The organism is Streptomyces sp. NPDC090445 (assembly GCF_044769385.1).
In the GTDB taxonomy this organism is placed as follows: domain Bacteria; phylum Actinomycetota; class Actinomycetes; order Streptomycetales; family Streptomycetaceae; genus Streptomyces.
Window position 1 is genome coordinate 16,021 of the sequence record NZ_JBIVXV010000006.1, and the last position, 22,246, is coordinate 38,266.

23 protein-coding genes and 2 pseudogenes are annotated in these 22,246 nt (G+C 72.6%); 15 read left to right on the plus strand and 10 right to left on the minus strand.

What is annotated here, in order from left to right; translation table 11 throughout:
- Window positions 1-159 (minus strand): annotated as a pseudogene (locus tag ACIQUT_RS15150) (TetR/AcrR family transcriptional regulator); the annotation flags it as partial.
- Between ACIQUT_RS15150 and ACIQUT_RS15155 the strand changes: the two are divergent.
- Window positions 160-585: pseudogene (locus ACIQUT_RS15155) on the plus strand (SDR family oxidoreductase); the annotation flags it as partial.
- Between the two features lie 57 nt (window positions 586-642).
- Here the strand turns inward: ACIQUT_RS15155 and ACIQUT_RS15160 are convergent.
- The 3 genes from ACIQUT_RS15160 to ACIQUT_RS15170 form a co-directional block, all read right to left on the minus strand.
- On the minus strand, window positions 643-1,869 hold the full coding sequence (locus tag ACIQUT_RS15160; RefSeq protein ID WP_403563208.1) for a cytochrome P450: 1,227 nt from the start codon (window positions 1,867-1,869) through the stop codon (window positions 643-645).
- 236 nt (window positions 1,870-2,105) lie between these two features.
- A complete protein-coding gene (locus tag ACIQUT_RS15165) occupies window positions 2,106-3,812 on the minus strand; it encodes a WG repeat-containing protein (RefSeq protein WP_403563210.1) in 1,707 nt (568 codons plus the stop codon).
- 124 nt (window positions 3,813-3,936) lie between these two features.
- Window positions 3,937-4,959 (minus strand): DUF1963 domain-containing protein, encoded by a 1,023-nt coding sequence (locus tag ACIQUT_RS15170; protein WP_403563212.1) that lies wholly within the window; start codon window positions 4,957-4,959, stop codon window positions 3,937-3,939.
- A gap of 213 nt (window positions 4,960-5,172) precedes the next feature.
- On the opposite strand from ACIQUT_RS15170, the gene ACIQUT_RS15175 reads away from it, so the two are divergent.
- The gene (locus ACIQUT_RS15175) at window positions 5,173-6,126 is read left to right on the plus strand and encodes an ion transporter (protein ID WP_403563214.1); all 954 of its coding nucleotides are present in this window, start codon (window positions 5,173-5,175) and stop codon (window positions 6,124-6,126) included.
- A gap of 77 nt (window positions 6,127-6,203) precedes the next feature.
- On the opposite strand, the gene ACIQUT_RS15180 is transcribed toward ACIQUT_RS15175, so the two are convergent.
- Window positions 6,204-6,530, minus strand: a complete 327-nt coding sequence (locus ACIQUT_RS15180) for a hypothetical protein (protein ID WP_403563216.1) — start codon at window positions 6,528-6,530, stop codon at window positions 6,204-6,206.
- 248 nt (window positions 6,531-6,778) lie between these two features.
- On the opposite strand from ACIQUT_RS15180, the gene ACIQUT_RS15185 reads away from it, so the two are divergent.
- Window positions 6,779-7,465, plus strand: a complete 687-nt coding sequence (locus ACIQUT_RS15185) for a DUF4232 domain-containing protein (RefSeq protein WP_403563218.1) — start codon at window positions 6,779-6,781, stop codon at window positions 7,463-7,465.
- On the opposite strand, the gene ACIQUT_RS15190 is transcribed toward ACIQUT_RS15185, so the two are convergent.
- A complete protein-coding gene (locus tag ACIQUT_RS15190) occupies window positions 7,441-7,608 on the minus strand; it encodes a hypothetical protein (protein ID WP_403563219.1) in 168 nt (55 codons plus the stop codon). The genes ACIQUT_RS15185 and ACIQUT_RS15190 overlap by 25 nt on opposite strands.
- 68 nt (window positions 7,609-7,676) lie before the next feature.
- On the opposite strand from ACIQUT_RS15190, the gene ACIQUT_RS15195 reads away from it, so the two are divergent.
- Window positions 7,677-8,135 carry a hypothetical protein gene (locus tag ACIQUT_RS15195; protein ID WP_403563221.1) on the plus strand — a complete coding sequence of 153 codons (459 nt, stop codon included), beginning with the start codon at window positions 7,677-7,679 and terminating at the stop codon, window positions 8,133-8,135.
- A gap of 318 nt (window positions 8,136-8,453) precedes the next feature.
- Window positions 8,454-9,317, plus strand: coding sequence for a DUF4389 domain-containing protein (locus ACIQUT_RS15200; protein ID WP_403563223.1), 864 nt, complete (start codon window positions 8,454-8,456; stop codon window positions 9,315-9,317).
- A 28-nt stretch (window positions 9,318-9,345) separates the two neighbouring features.
- On the opposite strand, the gene ACIQUT_RS15205 is transcribed toward ACIQUT_RS15200, so the two are convergent.
- Window positions 9,346-9,534, minus strand: a complete 189-nt coding sequence (locus tag ACIQUT_RS15205) for a hypothetical protein (protein WP_403563225.1) — start codon at window positions 9,532-9,534, stop codon at window positions 9,346-9,348.
- A gap of 152 nt (window positions 9,535-9,686) precedes the next feature.
- A complete protein-coding gene (locus ACIQUT_RS15210) occupies window positions 9,687-9,908 on the minus strand; it encodes a hypothetical protein (protein WP_403563227.1) in 222 nt (73 codons plus the stop codon).
- 178 nt (window positions 9,909-10,086) lie between these two features.
- Here ACIQUT_RS15210 and ACIQUT_RS15215 point away from each other — a divergent pair, with 178 nt between their 5' ends.
- The 8 genes from ACIQUT_RS15215 to ACIQUT_RS15250 all read left to right on the plus strand — a co-directional run bounded on the left by ACIQUT_RS15215 (window position 10,087) and on the right by ACIQUT_RS15250 (window position 19,155).
- Window positions 10,087-11,412 carry a hypothetical protein gene (locus tag ACIQUT_RS15215; RefSeq protein ID WP_403563229.1) on the plus strand — a complete coding sequence of 442 codons (1,326 nt, stop codon included), beginning with the start codon at window positions 10,087-10,089 and terminating at the stop codon, window positions 11,410-11,412.
- Window positions 11,413-11,538: 126 nt separating this feature from the next.
- Complete coding sequence (locus tag ACIQUT_RS15220; RefSeq protein ID WP_403563231.1) at window positions 11,539-12,798, plus strand: MFS transporter; 1,260 nt, start codon at window positions 11,539-11,541, stop codon at window positions 12,796-12,798.
- Window positions 12,799-13,172: 374 nt separating this feature from the next.
- Window positions 13,173-14,804: a D-alanyl-D-alanine carboxypeptidase/D-alanyl-D-alanine-endopeptidase gene (gene dacB, locus ACIQUT_RS15225; protein WP_403563233.1), complete on the plus strand. Its 1,632-nt coding sequence runs from the start codon at window positions 13,173-13,175 to the stop codon at window positions 14,802-14,804.
- A gap of 608 nt (window positions 14,805-15,412) precedes the next feature.
- Window positions 15,413-16,291 (plus strand): helix-turn-helix domain-containing protein, encoded by an 879-nt coding sequence (locus ACIQUT_RS15230; protein WP_403563235.1) that lies wholly within the window; start codon window positions 15,413-15,415, stop codon window positions 16,289-16,291.
- Between the two features lie 793 nt (window positions 16,292-17,084).
- Window positions 17,085-17,315 (plus strand): hypothetical protein, encoded by a 231-nt coding sequence (locus ACIQUT_RS15235; RefSeq protein ID WP_403563237.1) that lies wholly within the window; start codon window positions 17,085-17,087, stop codon window positions 17,313-17,315.
- Window positions 17,316-17,334: 19 nt separating this feature from the next.
- Window positions 17,335-18,213 (plus strand): hypothetical protein, encoded by an 879-nt coding sequence (locus ACIQUT_RS15240; RefSeq protein ID WP_403563239.1) that lies wholly within the window; start codon window positions 17,335-17,337, stop codon window positions 18,211-18,213.
- Between the two features lie 296 nt (window positions 18,214-18,509).
- On the plus strand, window positions 18,510-18,773 hold the full coding sequence (locus ACIQUT_RS15245; protein WP_403563241.1) for a hypothetical protein: 264 nt from the start codon (window positions 18,510-18,512) through the stop codon (window positions 18,771-18,773).
- 37 nt (window positions 18,774-18,810) lie between these two features.
- Window positions 18,811-19,155, plus strand: a complete 345-nt coding sequence (locus tag ACIQUT_RS15250) for a hypothetical protein (RefSeq protein ID WP_403563243.1) — start codon at window positions 18,811-18,813, stop codon at window positions 19,153-19,155.
- Between the two features lie 117 nt (window positions 19,156-19,272).
- On the opposite strand, the gene ACIQUT_RS15255 is transcribed toward ACIQUT_RS15250, so the two are convergent.
- On the minus strand, window positions 19,273-19,470 hold the full coding sequence (locus ACIQUT_RS15255) for a hypothetical protein (RefSeq protein ID WP_403563245.1): 198 nt from the start codon (window positions 19,468-19,470) through the stop codon (window positions 19,273-19,275).
- Window positions 19,471-19,643: 173 nt separating this feature from the next.
- Between ACIQUT_RS15255 and ACIQUT_RS15260 the strand changes: the two genes are divergently transcribed.
- On the plus strand, window positions 19,644-19,916 hold the full coding sequence (locus tag ACIQUT_RS15260; RefSeq protein ID WP_403563247.1) for an SH3 domain-containing protein: 273 nt from the start codon (window positions 19,644-19,646) through the stop codon (window positions 19,914-19,916).
- Window positions 19,917-20,094: 178 nt separating this feature from the next.
- Entirely contained in the window at window positions 20,095-21,297 is a 1,203-nt protein-coding gene (locus tag ACIQUT_RS15265) for a serine hydrolase domain-containing protein (protein ID WP_403563248.1), read from the plus strand.
- A 39-nt stretch (window positions 21,298-21,336) separates the two neighbouring features.
- On the opposite strand, the gene ACIQUT_RS15270 is transcribed toward ACIQUT_RS15265, so the two are convergent.
- Entirely contained in the window at window positions 21,337-22,191 is an 855-nt protein-coding gene (locus tag ACIQUT_RS15270; protein ID WP_403563250.1) for an SDR family NAD(P)-dependent oxidoreductase, read from the minus strand.
- Between the last annotated feature and the right edge of the window lie 55 nt (window positions 22,192-22,246).

The following is a 22,246-nucleotide window of genomic DNA, read 5'->3' on the forward strand; positions in this document are numbered from 1 at the left end:
TCACGGGCGGGTCTTGAGGCCGTCCAGGGTGAGGTCGAGCAGGCGTTCCGCCCGCTGCCGTTGCTCGGGGCCCGCCGAGGTGAGGGCGATGCCTTCGAGGGCGGCGCCGAGGTCGGCGGGGCTGATGTCGGTACGGATCATCCCGGCGGCCGCGCATGCGACGAGCTGCGCCGGGACGACTGGGACGCCATGGTCGCCACCCACATCACCGGCCTGCTGAACGGCATCGGGGCGGCACTGCCCGTCTTCCGGCGGCAACGCTCCGGCCAGTTCGTCAATGTCGCCTCCACCGCGGCCTACGTCGTGAAGCCCCCTCAGGCCGTCTACGCGGCCACCAAGGCGGCGGTGAAGGTGCTGACCGAGGGCCTGCGGCAGGAGTCGGGGCCCGACCTGCGGGTCACCCTGGTCTCGCCGGGGTTCACCGACACGGAGGGCGTGGGCAAGGGAGGGAGTCCCGAAGCCGCGGCGGCCGCCGTCCGGCTGCGCGACGAAATCGCCATACCGCCCTCCGCCGTCGCCTCGGCCATCGGTTACGCGATCGAGCAGCCCGACGGCGTCGACATCAGCGAAATCGTCGTCCGGCCACCGCGCAAGCCTGACGGCGGCGCGGGCGTCGGGCCGCGACAGCGGACCCCGGTGCGGTCAGAGCACGCCGCCCGGGGTGAAGGTCACCGGCAGGCTCACGGGGCCGCGCAGGCCGCCGGGGCGCCAGCGGATCTCGTCCGGCGCCACCGCGAGGGCGAGCCCGGGGAGCCGGCGCAGGGCGGTACCGATGGCGATCTGCCCCTCCAGCCGGGCCAGCGGCGCGCCCAGGCAGTAGTGCACGCCGTGGCCGAACGCGAGGTGGGCGTTGTCCTGCCGTGTGATGTCCAGGCGGTCGGGGTCGGGGAACCGCGCCGGGTCGCGGTCGGCGATGGCCGAGGCGATCAGCACGGTCGCGCCGCGCGGGACGGCCACGCCCGCGATCTCGACGTCCTCGCGCGCGAACCGGGCGATGCCGGGGCTGACCGGGCCGTCGTAGCGGAGGAACTCCTCGATCGCGCCCGGCAGCAGCTCCGGGTCGGAGCGCAGCAGGTCGAGCTGGTCGGGGTGGGCGAGCAGCGTGGCGATGCCGCCGCCGATCAGGTTGACGGTGGTGATGTAGCCGGCGGCCAGCAGCAGGAACACCATGGCGATGAGCTCGTCCTCGGTGAGCTGCTGCTCCTCGTCGCGGGCCGTGATGAGGCCGCTGAGCAGGTCGTCGCCGGGGGCGGCGCGTTTGTCCCGGATGAGGTCGGTGACGTACGGGCGCATGTGCTGCCATGCCTCGTTGACCACGGCGGGGTCGACGGGCTTCGCGCCCCGCGTGAGCATGCGGTCGGTCCAGTGCTGGAACTCGTGGCGGTCGTCCACCGGCACCCCGAGCAGTTCGCTGATCACCGTGACCGGGAGCGGCAGCGCGAAGTCGGCGACGAGGTCGGCGCGGCCGGCCGGGACGACCGCGTCCAGCAGCCGGTCGGTGATGGCCTGGATGCGCGGCTCCATCCCCGCCACCCTGCGGGCGGTGAACGCCTTGGAGACCAGGCGGCGCAGCCGGGTGTGGTCGGGCGGGTCGCTGCGGAGCATATTGCTCAGCATCGAATCCCGTTCCGTCTCGGGCAGCTGCTGCAGGAGCCGGCGGTCGGAGGCGTCGCGTACGTCGCTGCTGAGGCGGGAGTCGGAGAGGGCCGCGAGCCCGTCCTCGTAGCGGGTGACGAGCCAGGCCTCCAGGCCGCCTGCGATGACGGCGCGGCGCACCCGGCCTTCCTCGCGCAGCTGCCGGTAGAGGGGGAACGGGTCCGCGACGAAAGCCGGGTCGGCGTAGGGCAGAAGGACCGGCCGCTCACTCAAGATGCCTCCCGGGGTGCGTCGCCTGGCCGTCGGGAGCGACGCTATAGGGCCCGACCTCCCCGCATACGCGTTTCCGTCCGCATGTATCGCATGTACACCCGACTGGTCCGGGCGTGGGGATCAGTCGGCCGAAACCGGGGCCTCGACGGCCGCGAGGAGCAGGTCCCCCTCGTGGAAGTACGCGTCCGGAAGCGGTTCCTCGATCAGCAGGCGCACGGCGAGGGGTAGCCACCGGCTCAGGCGTCGGTGACGGCCAGCCATATCTGGAACTCGTGGTCGCCGTCGCCGACGAGGCAGTAGAACTGCAGGACCAGGTGACGGCCGTCCTGCATCTCCCAGGTGGCCGACCATTCGCCGTCGCCGCTGCGCAGGCAGCTCGCCACGTTCGTGAGGGGAGCACCGAAACGGTCGCCGAGGCGCTGCTCCAGGGTGTCGCACATCTCGCCGAAGCGGTCCTGGGTGTTGTCCAGGAGGAAGGGGTACTCGGAGAGCCATTCGGCGGCCAGCCAGACGCTCGCGATCACGTGCATCGCGCCGTTCCCGGTGCGCTCCAGATCGTATTCGTCGAGCTCCGAGAGGTCGTACGGGTCCTCGTTGCGGTCGAAGATCAGCGAGCGGGGGTGGAACGCGCGGGCCGGCAGGTCCAGCAGTTCCTGCACCACCGCGGCGATGTCGCCTTCCCAGGCCTCGGTGTGGTCGACGTACGTCCGGGGGTCCCCGGAGAGGAACGGCACGTGCCGTTCGAAGGTGCCCGGTTCGGCGGCGCCCTGCCAGACGGCCTCGCCCGACGCGTCCCGGAGGGTGACGGCGCTGCCGTCCGCGGCGGTGGCCTCGACCCGGCACACGTCGCGGCCGTCACGGCCGACGTGGACGACGTCCCCCTCGTCGGTGAGGAAGGGGGCGAGGCCGTGCCCGCCGTCGAAGCCGGTGATCCAGCTCTCGGAGTCGGTGAGCGGTTCCCGGTGCGGGACGGGGGTGAACGAGCCGTCCGTGCGCAGCACTCCCCACGCATCCGGGTCCAGGGCCCGGGCCACCGCCGCGCCGCCGGCGTCGAAGCGGTCGGCCCACTCGTACGCGTCCACGATCGCCCACGCGCCGGACGCGTCCAGGAAGCCGCTCAGGTGGTTGTCGCCGACTTTCAGCAGGCCGCAGCTCAGGACGTCGTCCATCTCCCCCTTGCACCGGATGACCAGCTCGCCGCGGGGGTTGACGAACCCGGAGAACATGCTGCCGGTGTCGCCGCCGATGACGTACGCGAGCCCGTTCTCGTCGAACGCGTTGAGCAGGCTGAAGCACGGCTCGACGATCCACTCCCCCGCGGTGTCGACGATTCCCCACTCCTCGCCGACCAGTGCGGGCGCCGTCCCCTCCGGGGTGAACGGGCGGGTCCCGTCGAACCGGGCGGCGATCACGAGGCTGCCCTCCCGGTCGACGTAGCCGCAGCGGCCGTCCGCCTGCCGGACGGCGCCGAGGCCGTTCGGCCCGAAGAGCCCGGCCTGCCGGTACGCCCCGCCGATCACGACGGCACCGGTCGGGTCGGCGTACCCGACGCCGGTCTCCGTCCGTACGACGGCCAGCCCGTGCCGGAACGGTCCGGCCTCCTGGAAGCGGGCGGACACGACCGGTGCCCCGGTGGTGTCGGCGTACCCCCACAGCCCGTCGGCGAGGTACCGCGACAGGCCCGCCCCGTCGAACGCGGTGGCGTGCCCCAGCGAGGGCTCGGCCAGCCAGCAGCCCTGCCCGTCCAGGTAGCCCCAGCTGCCGGAGAGGTCGGCGGCGGGCGCTGTCAGCCCGCCCCGCCCGTCCTCGTGGAACGGTCCGACGGCGGAGAGGTCCGGCGGGCGGACGAGGTGTCCCGCCCGGTCGACGAGCGCGAAGCGCCGGCCGAAGGGCGCGCCGCCCTCGACGGGGACGGCGTGGGGCGCGGGCGGCGTGGACTGCATGGCGGTGGCTCTCCTTCGGGGTTCCGCTGAACGGGTGCGGAACCGGGCCCAGGGTAAGCGGGCCTGCCGACAACCGGACGGACAGCCAGGCGGGCAGGCGGCAGCCGCGGCCGCTGCCGCCGGCTCAGAACCGGCGCAGGAGAACGGACTCGGCGAAGCGGCCCCGCGCCAGGTCCTCGCGGTGGATCAGCCATGCCAGTACGCCGCGCCGCCCGCCGCCCGATGGCGCCTTCGCAGCCAGCACCCCGTCCGCCGGGTCGCACTGGAACTGCGCCAGCAGCACCCACTCCCGTGCCCGTCCGGTGTCCTGTGCGCCCACCGCCAACGGCCCGACCCGCTCCGCCCGGCCGCCTCCGGCCCCGGCGGCATCAGCATCAGCTGCGGCTGCGGCTGCCTCGTACTCGACGGGGACGGCGCCGGCGCATACCGCGTACCCGCCGACCCTGTGCTCGAAGCGGTGCCCGTGCTCGGCGAGTTCGTCGAGGAAGCCCTGCCCGTAGAGGGGGTGGTCGTACGGGTCCTCCCAGGTGTGCAGCGCGAACGCGTCCCGTACCCGCGGGTGTTCCGGGAAGGGCGCGGTCAGTTCCGGCCGGGCGGCCAGCCGCACGGAGGGGAACACCGGGACGCCCGGCGGGGCGGTGCGTACGGAACCGGGCGCGTCCGCGGGGATGTGGACGACCCGGCCGGGCGTGGGGCCCGCCTCCCCCGACCGGTACCGGCCGTCCGGGCCCCCGTGCAGTGGCGCGGAGGCGAAGAACGCGAGCACGCCCTCCGGGGGCACGGGCACGTCGAGCGCCCTGGCCGGGAGCGCCGCGCAGTCCACCGCGGCGACGAACGCCAGCGGGGCGCCCGCCGGACCGGTGGGCCATGCGGTGCCGTCCGGCAGCCGGGGCAGCCCGCCCAGCCGGGCGGCGGCCGGGGGTTCGGCCGCGTCCCCCGTCTCGTCCACGGCCCCGGCCACGGCCCCGGCCCCGGCCCCGGCCACATCCTCGTCCTCAGCCTCGGCCTCGGCCTCGGCCTCGTCCACGAGCCGTACGCCGGGCCGCAGCAAGGAAGCCCACCGTACGGCGTCCTCGTCCGGCAGGTACCGCCAGGCGATCTCGCGCAGCGCGCGGGCCTGCATGCCGTCGGTCCATTCCTCGTCCATGGACCGATCATGCAGCCGGGGTTTGACAGGCCGACGGCGGCCCCCGCCGTCAGACCGTGACGGCGGGGGCCGGCGAGGCGGAACAGGAGGTCCTCGCACCTCACCGCGCTGCCGGGAGGCCGAACGTCTTCGACGTCGTTCGGTGCGGGTTCCCCCTTAAGATCCACTCGAATTGATGAACGATCAGGCTCCACAAGGATGAGGACCTCCTCGATGCCACACCGGTCCGGCCCGTCACGCCGTGCTCTGGCCGCCCGCAGCCGGCGGATCACCGACTCGGCCGCCTTCACCACCACCGTGTTCTGCCTCATCGTCGGCAACGCCGCACTCATGGGCATCGAGACCTACGACGGCCTCGTGCAGGACTGGCACGACGGTCTCAAACTCGCCGAACACCTGTTCCTGGCCGCGTTCGCGCTCGAAATCCTCGTGCGCGCCGCCGCGCACGCCGACCGGCCCCGGGACTTCTTCCGCGATCCCTGGAACCTCTTCGACCTGGCCGTGGTCGCGCTCGCCCTCGCGCCCTTCGCCCGGGAGAACGCCACGGTGCTCCGGCTGCTGCGGCTGGCCCGGGTGCTGCGCGCGGCCCGGTTCCTGCCGCAGGTACGCATCGTGATCGTCGCCATCGGCAAGAGCCTGCCGGGCACGCTGAGCTTCCTGCTCGTCGGGGCGCTCCTGCTGTACGTGTACTCCATGGTCGGCTGGGTCTTCCTGGCCGACGACAACCCCGAGCACTTCGGCTCCCTCGGCCGCGCCGCGCTCACGCTGTCCCTGCTCATCACCCTGGACGGCCTCGGCGATGCGGTCCGGGCCGGGCTGGAGGTCTCCCGCTGGACGATCCTCTATTTCGCCTCGTACGTCCTGCTCGGCTCGTTCGTCCTGGTCAACCTGCTCATCGGCGTGGTCATCAACTCCCTGGAGGAGGCACGCCAGGTGGAGGCCGAGTCCGCCGAGTCCGCCACCGCCACCGCCACCACAGCCGCGGCCGCAGCCGGGCCGGATGCCGCGGACGATCAGCCCGCCGACGTCGAGGAGATACGCAGGCGCATCGGCGAGGCCCGTGCCGCGCTCGACGCCCTGGAGCGCGGGCTCCCGGCCACGGCCGAGACGGCCGACGCGATGAGCGGTGACGTCCACACCGCCGCGGTGCCGGCCGGCCGGGCCTGACGGAATTCCCGCCACGCGTACGACCCCCGACCCTGCCCGGGTCGGGGGTCGTGCTTTCGGACGGAATTCCGTTGCGTCTACCTCGTGAGGACTTTCCAGTGCTTCACGGTGCCGTGCCCGCTGCAGTCGCCACCGAATGCCCAGTAGCCGACGCCGACGAAGGGCCCCTTGACCTCAGTACCGTCCGAGCATTCGGTCCACGCCGCGGCCTGCCCCCGGATGACCTTGCAATTCGCCGTCCACTTCTTTCCGTGGTTGACGAAACTGTCGCACTTCGTGGAGCCGCTCGCAGCAAGCGTCTGCGCCGCAGGAGCGGCGGTCGAATTCCCTGCCAGCGCGAGGACCGAGCCGACCGCCACGGAAACGACGACCGCGGCCTTTCGCATTCCTTGGAGTTTCTTCATGCGCCCCAACCTAGGAGAGTGCACGGAACGTACACAAGGACGCATTTCCCGCCTTTTCTGCCGTCATGTTCGGCGGGGAGGAGCGGGCGTTCGGCGGCCATCGCCGCCCGCCTGTGCGCCGACAGGTCATGAAGGTGTCACGGAAAGAGCACAGCAATGTGGCGGCGGGAACTCCGGGGCGGCGCGATGGTGTGTCCGTGGACGTACGGGCCGCTGAGGGCCCGGTCGTGGGCCTCGGGAGGTTCCCCATGCAGTACGCAGCAGGTGTCCGGCAGACCGTGGCCGCGCTGGTGGCAGCCGTGGCGACCACCGCCCTGGTGGCGGGCTGCACCCCGTCCGGGGAGGACGGTGCACCGCAGCCCGCGGGGCCTTCGCAGTCCGCCCAGTCGCCGGCTCCGGGGGCGGCCACGGGCGGGTCCGGCGGGGCGGGGTCGGCGACGCCCGCCGCCCAGGCCTCCCCGGCCTCCCCGACCGCGGCCGGCGGCGGGGCGAAGCCCTGCACGGTCAAGGAGGTCAAGGTCACCGAGGCCCGCCAAGCGGCCGTCCGGCCGCCGGGTACCGGAACCGGCGCCGCCGTGATCACCGTCGCCAACACCTCGAAGAGCACCTGTACGCTCCAGGGCTTCCCCACGGTCGCCGGCGCGGGCAACGGGTCGCCCGACAAGAACGTGCCGCTCGCCACCACGCCCAGCGGGTCCGCCACCACCGTGTCCCTGGCCCCGGGCGCCAAGGCCTGGACGAAGCTCACCTTCGTCAACGTGCAGGGCGAGGCGGACGGCTACTGCGCGTCCGGGGCGACACCCGCCTCGTTCCCCACGCTCGTCGTCGGGGTGCCGGGCGCGGGCGCACACCAGATCGCCCTCGACGACGGCGTCTTCGCCCTGTGCGACAACAAGGCCACCGTCACCGCCTATTCGGCCGCCAAGCCCTCCTGACCCGCGTCGGCGCGGGAAGCCGCGAACGGTCCGGGGTCCCCTCCGCCGGAGCCGGGCGCCGTCACGGCCGGGTCGTCCTCGATCGCGGACAGGCCCGCCGCCATCGTCGCGGGGATCCGGTCGTGCAGTCCCAGCGCGGTCAACACGCCCTCGTACGCGGCTGCGGGAACCGCGATCCAGCTGAAGAGGACCAGTTCGTCGCCGGCGGACGGTGAGCCGCCGCCCGGACGGGCCGGTCACGGCCGACATCGCCACCGCCGTCGTCGGCGTCCTCGCGACGGCGCTCGCCGCGCACCGCACCCGTCCGGAACGCAGCCTCGTCCACGCCAACTCGGTCGCCGAGGCCCTGATGCGGGCCCTGCTGCGGCCGGTGCCCCACCGGGACGGGCACGTGCTGGCGGCCGGCCTGTACCGGCCGAGCGAGGCGGGGACCACGGTGGGCGGCGACCTGTTCGACATCCGGGCCACGCACGCCGGGGAGCGCGCCATCATCGGCGACGTGCGCGGCAAGGGCCTGCAGGCGGTCCGCACGGTCGCGGCGATCCTCGGCAGCTTCCGGGAGGCCGCGTACGAGGACGGGAACCTGGCGGCGGTCGCGGCCCGGCCTCGGCCGACGGGCCGGTGGTGTGGAGCCACCGGTTCGCCCGGGGCGACGTGCTGGTCCTGGTGACGGACGGGCTGGTGGAGGCCCGCAACCTCCACGACGACGTCGCCCTCCTCGCGATCGCCCCGCACGGCGCCGCCCCTGACACCGCGGCCGGCGGCCGCCGATCCGGAGGTGGTCGTCCGGCGCAGCCGAGCACGGTGCCCGGCCGCAGCGGCGGATGCCTCCGGCCGGGCCAACTTGCCGTTCAGGTGCTTTGATCGACGGGCGCACGCGGTACGCATGCCGCGCAGGATGCTTTTCCGCCCCGCCCCCGACCCCGACCCCGACGCCGCCCCTGCCCCTGCCCCTGCCCCTGCCCACCGCCACCGTAAGCAGGCCCCCATGACCACAGGCTGGACCCCCCACCCGCCCACCGCCGCATCCGGGCCGGAAGGCGAACACCTGCCGGAGCTCGACATGCCGGATCCGGGCCGGCAGCGGCGCTGGACCGTGCTGCTGCGATGGCTGCTGCTGATCCCGCAGATGATCGTCGTGGCCCTGCTCGGCATCGCGGCCTTCGTCGTGACGATCGTCGGCTGGTTCGCCGCACTGTTCACGGGGCGGCTCCCGGAGGGCATCGCCCGCTTCCTCGGCGACTACCTGGCGTACGCGACCAGGGTCACGGCAAGCACCATGCTGCTCGTGGACCGGTACCCGCCGTTCGCGTTCGCCGAACCCGGCTACCCGGTGCAGATCGAGCTGCGGCCCGGCGAGCTGAACCGGCTGGCCGTGCTGTTCCGCTTGATCCTGATGATCCCCGCTGCGATCGTGGCCGGCCTGCTGCAGTACGGCTGGGCCGCGATCTGCTGGGTGTTCTGGCTGATCACGCTCGTGCTGGGCCGGATGCCGCAGCCGATCTTCGAGGCCTCGGCCGCCGTACTCCGGTTCCGGATGCGGTTCCTGGCGTACGTGATGATGCTGACGTCGGCCTACCCCAAGCGGCTGTTCGGCGACCCGGTGCCCGCGGCCCCCGGGTACGGCACCCCGCCCCCGCCGACCGCGGCTCCCGGCCTGCCGGAAACGGGGTCCGCCACCCGGCCGCTCGTGCTGGGCACCGGGGCCAAGGTACTGGTCGTCGCCTTCCTCGTCCTCGGCCTCATCGCGGGCGGCTGCTCGTCCATGGGGCGCAACAACACGTACTACGACGACGAGTGGGGCGCGGCGGCACACACGGCGACCCGGTTCGACACCCGAACCGGGTCGTGACCCGCCCGGTGACCGCTCACCCGCCGCGTCAGCCGCCCGGCCGGCTGTCGGTGTCGAGGCGGACCGGGGCGGTCCAGTCGGGCGCGAGGTTCCACTGCCGGCGCAGACCCCGGCACTGGCCCGGGTCGTCATCGGGGTAGAAGTCGATCCCGGCCTCGGGGGCCGCCCCCTGGGCCTGGGCGAAGGCCCCCGCTTCGGGCGTTCCGGCCGAGGCCATGGCGGGCGTCGCGGCGATCAGCGCGCTCGCAACGAGGGCGCAGGCCGTCCGGTTTCCGACCCGTCGATTCCGGACACCGCGCGATGCCCGGCAGCGCGGGAGGGAGGCCGCCACCCCGCGGGATGACGGCCTCCTTCCGGCTTCGCGCTCCTTTACAGCAGGTGCAGCTTCTCCTCGATCCACGCGACGAACCCGGCGACGGTGATGAAGGTGCTCGCGGAAGCGCCGGTACCCATGAGTGCGGTTCCGCCCAAATGGCGGGTGAGGAGGAATGCGATCAGCGCGGCGACGATCCCGCAGAGGATCGCGATGGTGATCGCCATGACCTTCTCGGTCTTCGTCGGGCGTCCGGTCCTGCGCGTGGCGGTTGTCATGGTCGGCGGTCCGTCCTTGTCGTTCCCACCCGCCCCGCTCGGGGCGGCTCGGCCGTTCGGTGAGCGGCGTGGTTCGAGGACACTGCGCCGGGCACCGTTCGCTCCATGCCAGAGCCGTACCTGAATGGTTCGGTTGGGCCCCGAACGTGACGGCGTGTCGATGTACCACCCACTGAACGTGTCCTTCCGTATGTGCGGGATCCTGGAGTTTCCGGTCGAGCGCGAGGGAGCGGCGTACATGAGCATGTGGCAGGGGCAGTTAGCCGGGGCGAGGAACTGGCAGGAGTACCGGGGCGCGCTCCACACCTACCGCGAGGACGGACCCGCCTTCGCCAGGCTGCCCGACCTGAGCGAGGACATGGCCGGGCGGGGGATCCCGGGCCTCAAGGCGTACACCGGGGTCGCGACCTACTCCGCCCTCGTGGACCCGCACTCGAGCAAGCGGCCGAAGTGGGACCAGGTCGAGCTGCTGGTCCGGATCTGTGCCGAGCACCGACGCGAGCCCGACGCCGAGGCGGTCGTCGCCGACTGGGCCGCGGCCTACCACCGGTGCGGAGGCGACCCGGGCCCGCGGTTCCCGGCACCGGACCCCGCACCGGCCCCGACGCCGGCCCCCGCACCGGCCGCGCCGGGCGACACCCCGTCGGCGGCGTCCACCGTTTGGGGGAATCGCCGGATCCGGTTCGCCGCCGTTGCCGTGGTCGTCCTGACCCTGGCCGGCCTGGGCATCAGAGGCATCGTCGGGCCGGGCGGCGGTGAGGGCACCGACACCGCGGACGCCAAGGGCGGCACGTCATCACCCGGCGCTTCGCCTTCCGGTACCGGGGCAGCCGGCAGCGCGGACAAGGGCCCCCTGTTCCTCACCTCTTCGTGGCCCACGCTTCAGGACTGCGACGGCGCCACGTCCGTGGCGATGCCGGCCGGCGGTCCGCCACTGACGTCGTTCCTGGCCCAGAACGTGGACTTCCGCAAGGACGTCACCGCCAAGGGCGGCGCCACCTGGGGCGCCGGGCACCTCTACCTCACGCTCAGCGCCGAAGCGGGCAAGACGGTCGTCATCCAGGGCATCCGCCCCGCCACCCCGCGTCCCACGCCGATCGGCCCACCCGCGTGGATCGCGCTGACGCAAGGGGGATGCGGCGACGCCTACAACCGCGTCTTCGAGTACGACCTCGACCAGGCCGTCCTGACGGACAAGGGCGTGGACAGGAAACCCCCGCCCGGTGAGAAGCCGGCCAACGCCAAACCCTTGGGATCCGGTTTCACGGTCAGCGCCGACGACCCCGCCGTCATCCGCGTCGATGTGACGGCCTGCCAGGGGAACTACGAATGGGGCCTGTTCGTGGACTACGTCCATGCCGGCCAGAGCTACCGCCGACAGCTCGGCCCCTTCCGCTCCATGGGCGTCCGCGGCAAGGACACGGTCGACTACGCACCCGACCCGGAAACCAGGCTCTACGGCAAGGCCGGTGGCCCGCCCCAGAGTGCCGTGCTCTGCCCGTAGGGCACCGATCGAGCGCGCGGCGCCGGCCAGGTCCGGCGCCGCGCGCGCCAGGACCGCGGCGTGCGCGTGTCCGCCGTGATCCCGGTGGCGAGCACAACACGCCGCTCTCCGGCGAAAGGACACGCCATGGGCTTCGCAGACACCCCGGCCGGCCGGCCCGTACGCCTCGGACTGCGCGAGAACCGGCTCCAGTTCACCCTGCTGGTCGTCGTCAACGTGTGCGTCGGCAGCCTCGTCGGCCTGGAACGCACCACCGTCCCGCTCATCGGCACCGAGGTCTTCGGTCTCACCAGCGACCTGGCAGTGTTCTCCTTCATCATCGCCTTCGGCCTCACCAAGGCGATGACCAATCTGGCCGCCGGCGCCCTGACCGCCCGCTTCCGCCGCAAGCAGCTGCTGGTGGCCGGTTGGCTGATCGGCATCCCCGTCCCGTTCGCCCTCGCCTGGGCGCCGTCCTGGGGCTGGATCGTCGCCGCCAATGTCCTCCTCGGCGTCAACCAGGGCCTGACGTGGTCGATGACCGTCAACATGAAGATCGACCTCGTCGGTCCCGCCCGCCGGGGCCTGGCCACGGGCCTCAACGAAGCCGCCGGCTACACCGCGGTCGGCGCCACCGCCTTCCTCACCGGGTACCTGGCCACGGTCCACGGCCTGCGCCCCATCCCCGAACTGATCGGCGTCGTCTTCGTCGCGGCCGGCCTCGCCCTCTCCCTCGTCGTACGCGACACGGCCGCGCACGTCGCCCTCGAACTCGCCCGGCACACCGAACCGGTGCCCTCGGGCGAGGAGACCGGGCTGCGCGCCGTCTTCGCCCGGACGTCCTGGCGGGACCGTTCGCTGCGCGGCGCGAGCCAGGCCGGCCTGGTCAACAACCTGGGCGACGGCCTGACCTGGGGGGTCTTCCCCCTCCTGTTCACCGAACACGGCCTGGGCCTCGCCGCCGTCGGCCTCGTCAAGGGCCTCTACCCGGTCCTGTGGGGCCTCGGCCAGATCCCCACCGGCCATCTCTCCGACCGCGTCGGCCGCAAGCCCCTCATCGTGTACGGGATGCTGGTGCAGGCCGCCGGATTCGTCCTGGCCCTCGTCCTCCTGGGCCGGCCGCTGCTCGCCGGGATCCTCTCCGCCGTCCTCCTCGGCCTGGGCACCGCCATGGTCTACCCGGCGCTGATCGCCTCCGTCTCCGACCACGCCCACCCCGCCTGGCGGGCCAACGCCCTCGGCGCCTACCGCTTCTGGCGCGACATCGGCTACGCCGCCGGAGCCCTCGTCGCCGGCCTCCTCGCCGACGCCTTCGGCCTGGACGCCACCGTGCTCGCGGCCGCCGTCCTCACCGCCGGCTCCGGGTTGCTGGCCGCCCGCTGGATCACCGAACGCCCCGCCCCCTGACCGCGCCACTCCGGTCCGGTCCGGTCCGGTCAGCGGCCGAGGACGTTCATGAGGATGATCGCCGCGATGTCCGCGAAGATGACGGCGACCACCGTGATGATCGTGACCCAGGCCCACTGGGACTCGTCCAGGTGCATGCGTCACCTCCCGGCCCGGGATTGCCGTCGCCGTCGTGCGGGGCGCCCGCGAGCGGTCCCGCGAGCGTCTTCCTCCTCCAGGATGACTCGGTTCCGCCGGACGCACAGCTCGGGCGGAGTGCGCCCCCGGTGACATGCGGGCCGTACGGTGCCGTGCCACCCTGTTTCCCGGGCCTCGGGCAAGGGCCCCCGGCCCCGGCCCCCGGCGGAAGGCAGCCGCGACGAACGGAGCGCGCTGTGGACGTACCGATACGCGTCGCGGCTGTGCGGCGCCGACTGGCCGCCGGGTGCGCGGCCCTGCTGCTGGTGGCGCTCGCCTCGGCCACGAGTGCCGGCGCGGCCCCGTCGCCTTCGCCCTCGCCCTCACCGTCGCCGTCGTCGTGGCCGCCGGGCGGGCTGGACCCGCGCATCACGGCGATCATGCGGAAGCCCGAGTACCGCCATGCCCAGTGGGGCCTCCTGCAGACTGCGCCGGACGACGGGCGGGTGCTGCACAGCATGTTCCCCGGGCAGTTCTTCATCCCGGGTTCCACCGCGAAGCTGTTCTCCGTGTCCGGCCCCTGGCAGACCCTCGGCCCGGACCACCGCTTCGTGACCCCCGTCTACGCGGTCGGCGAGCGGAACGGGGCCACGCTGACCGGCGACCTGGACCTCGTGGCGCAGGGCGACCTCACCATGGGCGGCCGGACCCGGCCCGACGGCACGGTCGCGTACACCGACCTCGACCACACCTACGCCGACGACTTCCCCGGCGCGATCCTCACCCCGGAGAACCCGCTCGCCGGGATCGACCAGCTCGCCCGGCAGGTCCGCGACGCCGGCATCACCCGGGTCGACGGCGACGTGATCGTCGACAGCCGCCTCTTCGCCCCCGACCCGCTCCTGGACCCCGTCCCCACACCGCTGATCATCAACGACAACCTCATCGACCTGCTGACCACGCCCGGGAGTCGGCCGGGCGCCGACGCCCGGCTGGAGTGGCGGCCGAAGGTCGCCCCGTACCGGGTGACGTCCACGGTGAAGACGGTCGCGGCCGGAGGGCCGACGAACATCACGGTGACGGCCGCCGACGGCGGCACCCGGATCCGGCTGTCCGGCACGATCGCCGCCGACGCCGCGCCGCTGCTGCGCGTCTCCCCGGTCGCGGATCCGGCCGCGTTCGGCCGGACCGCGCTGATCGAGGCCCTGCGCCGGGCCGGGGTGCAGGTCACCGCCGACGCGACGGGCCCCAACCCGGTCGCCCGGCTGCCGCGCACGTACGAGGGCCGGCCGCGGGTGGCCGCGTACACCTCGCCGCCCTACGAGCAGTACGCCAAGCTGATCCTCAAGGTCAGCCACAACCTGGGCGCCAACCTGGGCATCTGCCTGATGGCCGTCGCCAACGGCAGCCGGCAGTGCGCCGATGGCTTCCCGGTGCTCGCCGACTTCCTGGACCGGGCGGGCGTCGACCGCAAGCAGGTACAGCTCGCGGACGGCCGCGGCGGCAACCCCGCCGACCGGGCCACGCCCCGGGCGGTGGTGCAGATGCTGGCGTACTGGCAGCGCACTCCGGACGCGCGGCGCTTCCGGGAGGCCCTGCCCGTCCTCGGGGTCGACGGGCTGCTGGCCGAGAACTGCCGGAACTGCCCGGCGCGCGGGAAGGTGTTCGCGAAGACCGGCGCGGCCGTGGGGGCGGACTTCCTGGGCGACCGCCTCGCCGTCGGCGCGATCACCATCGCCGGCTACCTCGACAAGGGCGGCGGCCGCTTCGACACCTTCTACGCGGGCGTCAACGGCGCGTCCACACCGACCGCGGACGTCGCCGGTGTCGAGGCCATCGCGAACGACCTCGCCCTGATCGCCGCCCATCTCCAGGAATCCCCCGGCTGACCCCCTGCCTTGGGGCTGCGGGGCCGGGTGGTTGACCACCGCCCACGGACCGCACCGCCCCGGACGCTCCTCCCCTCGACCCCGAACTCGACCCCGAACCCGGCGCCGCGCCCGCCGCTTTGGGCACCGGGGCGGGGGAGCCGGTCGCTCTGGAGAACCTTGCGGCACGACCCCGCCCGCGATGCCGGCACCCGCCGGCTCCGGCGCGTCCTCGACCCGCTGCCTGCCCACGCCTGGTGTGAACAGCCTTGCGCGAACGCGTGGCTGACGGACCGTCTGATCGCTGATGCCTGCCTCCCGGCGATCGCTCATACGATCAACACATGCGGTGGCTGCACGCCCGCGTCCGGTCCGGTGACGGTTCGTTGGGCGTGTCACCGGGGGCGGTTGCACAGGGATTCGGGTTGCCCCGGGCGGGTTGGGGGGCGGTACTGCTGCTGACGCGGGGTACCGGACGGAGTCCGTGGCAGTGCTCTTGTGAGCCGGATAGGTGATCTTCGCGATGGGGGTTCACTCTGTACCGGTTTGGGTATGCAGAATGCTTTTGCCGCTTCGGCCCTGGGGTGTGCATTCCTGTGTGAGGTCTTGGAGTTGGAGGGAGACCGCCCATGACGGCGAACGGAAGCCCCACCATCAGAAGGCGCCGCCTGGGCGCGGAACTCCGCCGACTGCGCCATGCCGCGGGGATGACGCACCGGCAGGTCGCCGGCCGACTGCTGGTGTCCCAGTCCAAGATCAGCCTGATCGAGACCGGCCGCCGGGCCATCAACCCCCGTGACGTGCGCGATCTGTGCGAGCTGTACGAGGTCACCGATCAGGCGGTCGTCGGCTCGCTGATGCTGATGGCGAGGGAGTCGGGTCGCCGGGGCTGGTGGGTCGCCTACGCCGACGTCCCCTACAGGGTGTACATCGGCATGGAGACGGAGGCCGCCTCCATCCACTCCTACGATCCGCTCGTGATCCCCGGCCTGCTCCAGACACGCGCCTACGCGGCGGCCGTCATCACGGAATCGAACCCTCACATCACCCCCGAACAGGCCGAGGCCCGGCTCGATGTGCGGCTGCGGCGCCAGCACCGCGCCCACCACCCCGCCCGGCCCTTCCGGTTATGGACGGTCCTGGACGAATCCGCCCTGCACCGCAGTGTCGGCAACCCCGGCATCATGCGTGAACAACTCGCGCACCTGAACCACTTGAGCAGCCAGCCGCACATCACCCTGCAGGTCCTCCCGCACAGCGCGGGAGCCCATCCCGGCCTCTCCGGCCAGTTCTCCATCCTCACGTTCCCGGGCACCGACGCGGGAGTCGTGTACCTGGAACGGTTCACCGGCGACCTGTATCTGGAAAAGCCCGCCGACCGCCACCCGTACCACCGCATGTACGACCACCTGCAGGCGCAGGCCCTCGGCCCGGAACAGAGCCGCCGGTTCATCGGCGACACCATCCGCTCCCACACGGGCACGGGCCGGCCACCCCGCATGCCGTGAACGCCGGGCACGCCGCGCCCGGCGCTGCTACGGTTCGCCCCACCCGACGACACCGGACGAGGCTCCGCACGCGGCGCACGGCGCGCCCCGGGTGAGTTCCGGCACGGGCACGGGCTCCACGGCCGCCGCCACCGCCGCTTCCTGATGGGCGAGCCAGACGGCATGCGTGTTCAGGGTCAGGACGTCCCGGAAACGTTGCTGGCGCCTGAGTTCAAGGGCGTCCCTGTGGCACAGTCCCCCCACTCCGGATGACCTCCACGCGGCCCCGAAAACACCCAGCGCAGCACAGATCAGCATGATCCTCAGGAAGACGTCTGGCACGGCGGATCCTTTCCGGCGGTGATTCGATCAAGAGGGGCCCGCAGCAGGAGCCCTCGGCAACACCTCGACATAACGCAGGGGCATATGCAGGGTTGCGCCCTGTCACCTCATTGCAGCCACGCGGGTTGCGGTGCGGGACCGGAGTTCACCGTGCGCCGTGCGCGCCCCGCTCTCCCCGCGCCCGGCGCGCCTGCGCCACGGTGCACCCCACGGCCGTACCGTCACCTTGTTGAGCTGCGGGAATGCGGCGGGGCCGGCCAAGGCCGCGGCGGAGCGGACCTGTTCGGGCCGAACCGAACGGCCGCACGGGAGCGGGTCAACGCGCGGTCGCCGCGTCATCATCACCTGCTTGGCGCATACCCAGTACGCCGTCGGGAGCGTTGGTTGGACTATGACAACAGCAAACCACTCGGCAGGCTTCCGTCGGCATGCGGAAGAGGAGGGGCGCCCGCGCCCTCACGCGGCGACCCGGATGGGGAACTGGACCTTCACGCCCGGGTCGTCGGGCCTGGGGCCGGGTCTGAACGCGACCCTGCAGCATGAGGGGCGGAAGATCGAGCTGAATTACACGTCCTCGATCTTCGAGGATTTCCTGCACGCGATGAGCGCGATCCACAGCGAGTTCGACCGGCGCTCGACGCCGCCGGCCGCCCCGTCCGCCACGTGCGTCGGCGTATACGCAGGGATGGCCTCCCGTGTTTGAGACATACGGTCACCACGACATGAGCGGCTCCCTTCCCCAGCCGGATACGCGCATGTTCTGGACGGGTCCGGACATCGAACAGCCCGCCGCGGCGGGGCAGTCACCACTCGTGCTCGGCCAGGTGGGCAGCCCGTGGGACCCTGCGGAGGAGCTCGCCTACCTGCTGCAGGACTCCATGCCGCACTCCATGCCGCATTCCATGGCGCATTCCATGCACCCCAGGCAGGCGGAGTCCTTCGACCGCGTCGTCTTCGACGAGACGACCGACGCACTCGGCTCGACGAACATGGCCACCGGAACGGCGAATGTCCCGGGACCCACGGGACCCACGGGAGCCGTCGGGCCTGCGGGCGTCGTCGGACCGCCGAGCGTCGTCGGGCTGCCGCCGACGCAAACCTCCGGCGGGCACCGCCACGCCGCGTCGAAGTCGCCGTTCGCGACACTGCTGCGAACGGGGAGCCTCTTCACCGCCGTGCTGGTCGCCGTGATCGCCGCCGTGGTGAGCGTGTTCAGCGGCCTGGCCATCTGTGACGCCCTGCGGCACAGTGCCACGCCCCGCACCGCGCACGACGTCGTCAGCTGGTGGCCGCTGCTGATCTACGGGCCCTGGATGGTCGCCTCCCTGTCCATCCTGCGGGCCGCCCTGCACCAGCGTCGCGCCGTCCATTCCTGGTCCATCGTCTTGTTGTTCTCCACACTTGCCACATTCCTGTGCGTGGCCCAGGCGCCCAGAACACTTGCCGCCCAGGCCGCGGCCACGCTTCCGGCCATCGCCGCGCTCGCCTGCTTCCAGCAGCTCGTACGCCAGATCACGCTCACGCGACCGCCGCGCAACCCCATGCCGCGCCACCGGAACCGGATGCCCTCCCCCGGCCCCACGTTCCACTACGGGGCATGACGGCCGCGCCTCTGTCCTGCCCGCCCGCCCTTCGCCGCCCTGCCGTGGAAGGCGCCGGGAACGAAGACACGGGCGATGGGGCGACAGCCGATAACTGCATGGAGAACGCGGCCCTTCCCGGAGCACCGGAATGATCGTTTACATCTCAGGAACGACAGCCAAAACCAACAGGTCACGGGCTGTACGCAATCTCTGCAGGGCACCTTTCCGTCACCGCCCCCGAGCACGAACGCACGCGCGACGCGCCCCCTCCTCCCTCACCTCCCCCTCGCTTCCCGAAGATGAGGACAGCAGAAATGATGCATGAGCCCTCCTACGCCGAGCGGATCCGGTACAGGCAGCTCCAGGACTCCGCTTACCAGGCCGGACAGGACGCCGTGGCCAACCTCCAGGCCGCTCTCGCCCTCGCCGGTCTGGTCCTCCCCTCCCTCGCCAACGACGGCCCCGTGGGCTGCCGCGGATTCGTCCGGCTCGGCGGATGCGGCGTGGCGCTCGCCAACCAGCTCGCCGAGGTGATCGCCGCCGGCGCCCTTGCTCTGCAGGATCAGCCGCAGCGCTGATCCCTGCCACCAGCGACAGAACGCAGGAGGTTCTTGCATGCACACCTGGCGAGGTTCTTCCCCTTCGCCGACACCGCAGGACGCGCTCGATCCCTACCGGTTCCCCGGGGCGCGGGACTTCGAGGACCACGAGACCACCGCCGCCCTTGCGCCTGCCCCCGGACCGCTTCCGGACCCGGCGCGGGACCGCGCGGAGCGGTCGGCGGGCCGGATCGGCGCGGTGCACCGCCGGCGCCTCGAACTGCACGCGGCCCTGACCGCGGCGGGCATCCCGCCGCTCGCCGGCGACCTGCACGCCATCGAAGTCCTGTCCGCCCTCGACGACGCGGCCAACGCGGCGGTCCAGCGCTGGATCGCGGGCACCCGCCCGCCCGGCCCGTGAGCACGCCCCACTCCGCCTGAGCACATGACAGGGCCCGGCCGAGGTGATGGACGGCGAACCCCGGCCGGGCCCTGCGTGCGTGGGTGCAACGGCGCGACGGCGGGGCCGCGGCCGCGGTCAGCGCTCGTCGTCGCGCGTCTCGTCCTCGTCCCGCCGGCGCGTCATCTCGTCCTGACGGCGCCTGAGCTCCTCGGGGCTCTTGCCCCGGCCGCCTTCCTGGCCGCCGCCCGACTGGGTGGGGTCCTGGCCGCTGCGGTGCTGCTGCTCCTCGCGCCCCTTGCCCGGCTTCCGGCGCTTGTCCTGCATACCGCCCATGACGGCGACTCCTCGCGACGAATGGTTTCTCCTCCCCCACGGTGACACGCAACGTGACACCACGCATCACGGGCATCACCGGCTGTAGCGGTCGGGTGACGCTAGTCTGCGGTCAGCGCGCCCGGATACCGGGCGCGGCGATCACCGCCACCAGCCATGCCCTGGAGGAAGAGATGCCCAGCCCGCAGCAGCCCTTCGGTACGGTCGTCAGCGCCAACGGCGTCAACCTGCGCAGGTATCCCAGCACCGATTCCGCCGTCTCCGGCACCCTCACCCACGGTGCGGAGATCGGCCTCATGAGCAAGGTCCACGCCCAGGACATCGACGGCAACAGCATCTGGTACCTGCTGCGGGACAGGCCCGTCTGGGTCTCGGCCCGGCACGTCGACAACACCGGACAGGTCCCCCTCTCCAAGGACGTGGAACCTCCGCACCCCGAGGGCTGAGGGATCCGAGGGAACGCACCGACCCACGGGTGACGCCCCGGACGCTTCCCCCGGCGGCTTCCCTGATGCGGAGTCAGGGTCGTTTCGGGGTCGGGTCCGGGGGATCCCCGTCGCAGCGGGCGGGCAGGCAGACCAAGATCGAATCATCTTGTTCCCTCCTGCCCAGTGGAGATGTGCCGTGCGTCGTTCTTCTGCCCTTCCCCTGGCCCTCCCCCTCGCCGCAGCCGTGGTGTTCGGCGCCGTCGCCCCCGCGCAGGCTGCCGCCGCCGGGCCCGGCACGGGCCTGAACCCGGCCGCACTGCGCGAGGCGATCGCCCTGCGCCCGGACGACGGTGCCGCCGGTGTCGTGGCCGAGGTCCACAAGAACGGGGAGACGTGGCGCGGCACCTCCGGGGACGCCGTCACCGGCAAGCGCATCAGCCCCGATGCCCACTTCCGGATCGGCAGTATCAGCAAGCCCATGGAGGCGGTGATCCTGCTCCAGCTGTCCGCCGAGGGCCGGGTCGACCTGGACCGGAGCGTCCAGCACTATCTGCCCGGGCTGCTGCCGGAGGACCGGTTCCGGGAGCCGATCAGCGTACGGCAGCTGCTCGACCACACCAGCGGCCTGCCCCACGACCTCGAAGGCGCGCCGGCCTTGTCCCCGGACGAGGAGATCGAGCGCCGGTTCGACTACCTCACCTTCGACGAGGTGATCCGGCAGACGCTCCGCCCGGAGGGCAGGCCGGCGCCCGGCCCGCACTTCCGGCCCGGCACCCGGCAGGAGTACAACTCCTTCGGCTACCGCGTCGCCGGCAAGCTCATCGAGGAGATCACCGGGCACTCGTACCAGTACGAGGTGACCACCCGCATCCTGAAGCCGCTGAAGATGCGGGAGACCAAGGCCGCCGCTCCGGGCCGCAGCACGCCCGTGCCGCGGCCGTACCTGCCCGGCTACCTGCCGAGGAGCACCGGCGAGCTGACGGACGTCAACGTGCAGGGCGGGCTGCCCGCGAGCATGACCTCCACCACGGGCGACCTGAACCGGTTCATCACCGGCCTGTTCGACGGGCGGCTGCTGCGGCCGGAGCAGGCCGCGGAGTTGTTCTCCGTGCCGAAGGGCGCCGACGGCAAGCCGCTGCCGTATGCCGACGATTCCCACTGCAACACCGGTCCCGGCAAGGGCACGGCCTGCTTCAGCGTCGGCCTGATGTCCGTGCCGCTGCCCGACGGTTCGGTCCTGTGGGGCAAGACGGGCTCCGATCGGGGGTACCGCAGCGGCATCTTCGCCACGCGCGACCTCAACCGGCGCGGGGTCTACGCGGTGGGCACCGCGTCGTCCTCCGTCAACGGCGCCCCGGCGGTGTCCCAGCGCCTGACCATGGCCGCGTTCGGGAACTGACGGACGGCCACGGGGCCACGCGGTCAGGCGGCCATACGGTCAGGCGACCCAGGCGGAGGTGAGGGCCTGGACCGCGGAGCCGTCCGTGTCGGCCAGCTTGGTGCCGACGAAGCCGCGGGCCCAGTCGGTGGTCTGGAGCCGGAACGCGGGCTGCTCGGCGGTGAGGGCCTCCATGACCGCCTCCGCCGCGCCGGCCGGGGTCTGGGCGGTGCCGTCCAGGAACTGCGCGACGGTGCGGTCGATGTAGTGGCGGAGCGCGTCGGTGTACGGGCCGGCGTCGATGTCGGCCTCGATGTCGAAGCCGATGTTGTTCACGAACTCGGTGGCCACGGCGCCGGGTTCGACGACGGACACGCTGACGCCGAGGGTGCGGGCGACGGGGGCCAGGCTCTCCATGTAGCCCTCGACGGCGAACTTGGCGGCGCAGTAGGCCTCGTTGAACGGCTGGCCGACGACGCCGCCGACGCTGGTGACGGTGACCAGGCGGCCGCCGGTGGCGCGCAGGTGCGGGAGGGCGGCCTTGGAGACGTTCAGCACGCCGAAGAAGTTGACCTCCATGACCTTGCGGATGTCGGCGAGGGAGTCGTTCTCCAGGGTGCCGAGGTGGCCGGCGCCGGCGTTGTTGACGACGGCGTCCAGTCGGCCGTAGTCGGCGATCACGCCGTCCACGGCGGCGGCGACGGAGGCCTCGTCCGTCACGTCGAGCTGCCGGATGTCGAGCTCGACGCCCGCTTCGGCGGCGGCCTTGCGCAGGGCGTCGGCGCGCCGGGGGTCGCGGAGGGTGGCGATCGTGCGCCAGCCGGCCAGGGCGGCGGCGACTGCGGCGGCGAGGCCGATCCCGGAGGAGGTTCCGGTGATCAGGACGGTACGGGGGGTGGCAGGTGCGGCGGACATGGCGGGGCCTTTCGGACGGACGTCTTATGTGCGTGCACACACAACCATAGACTTG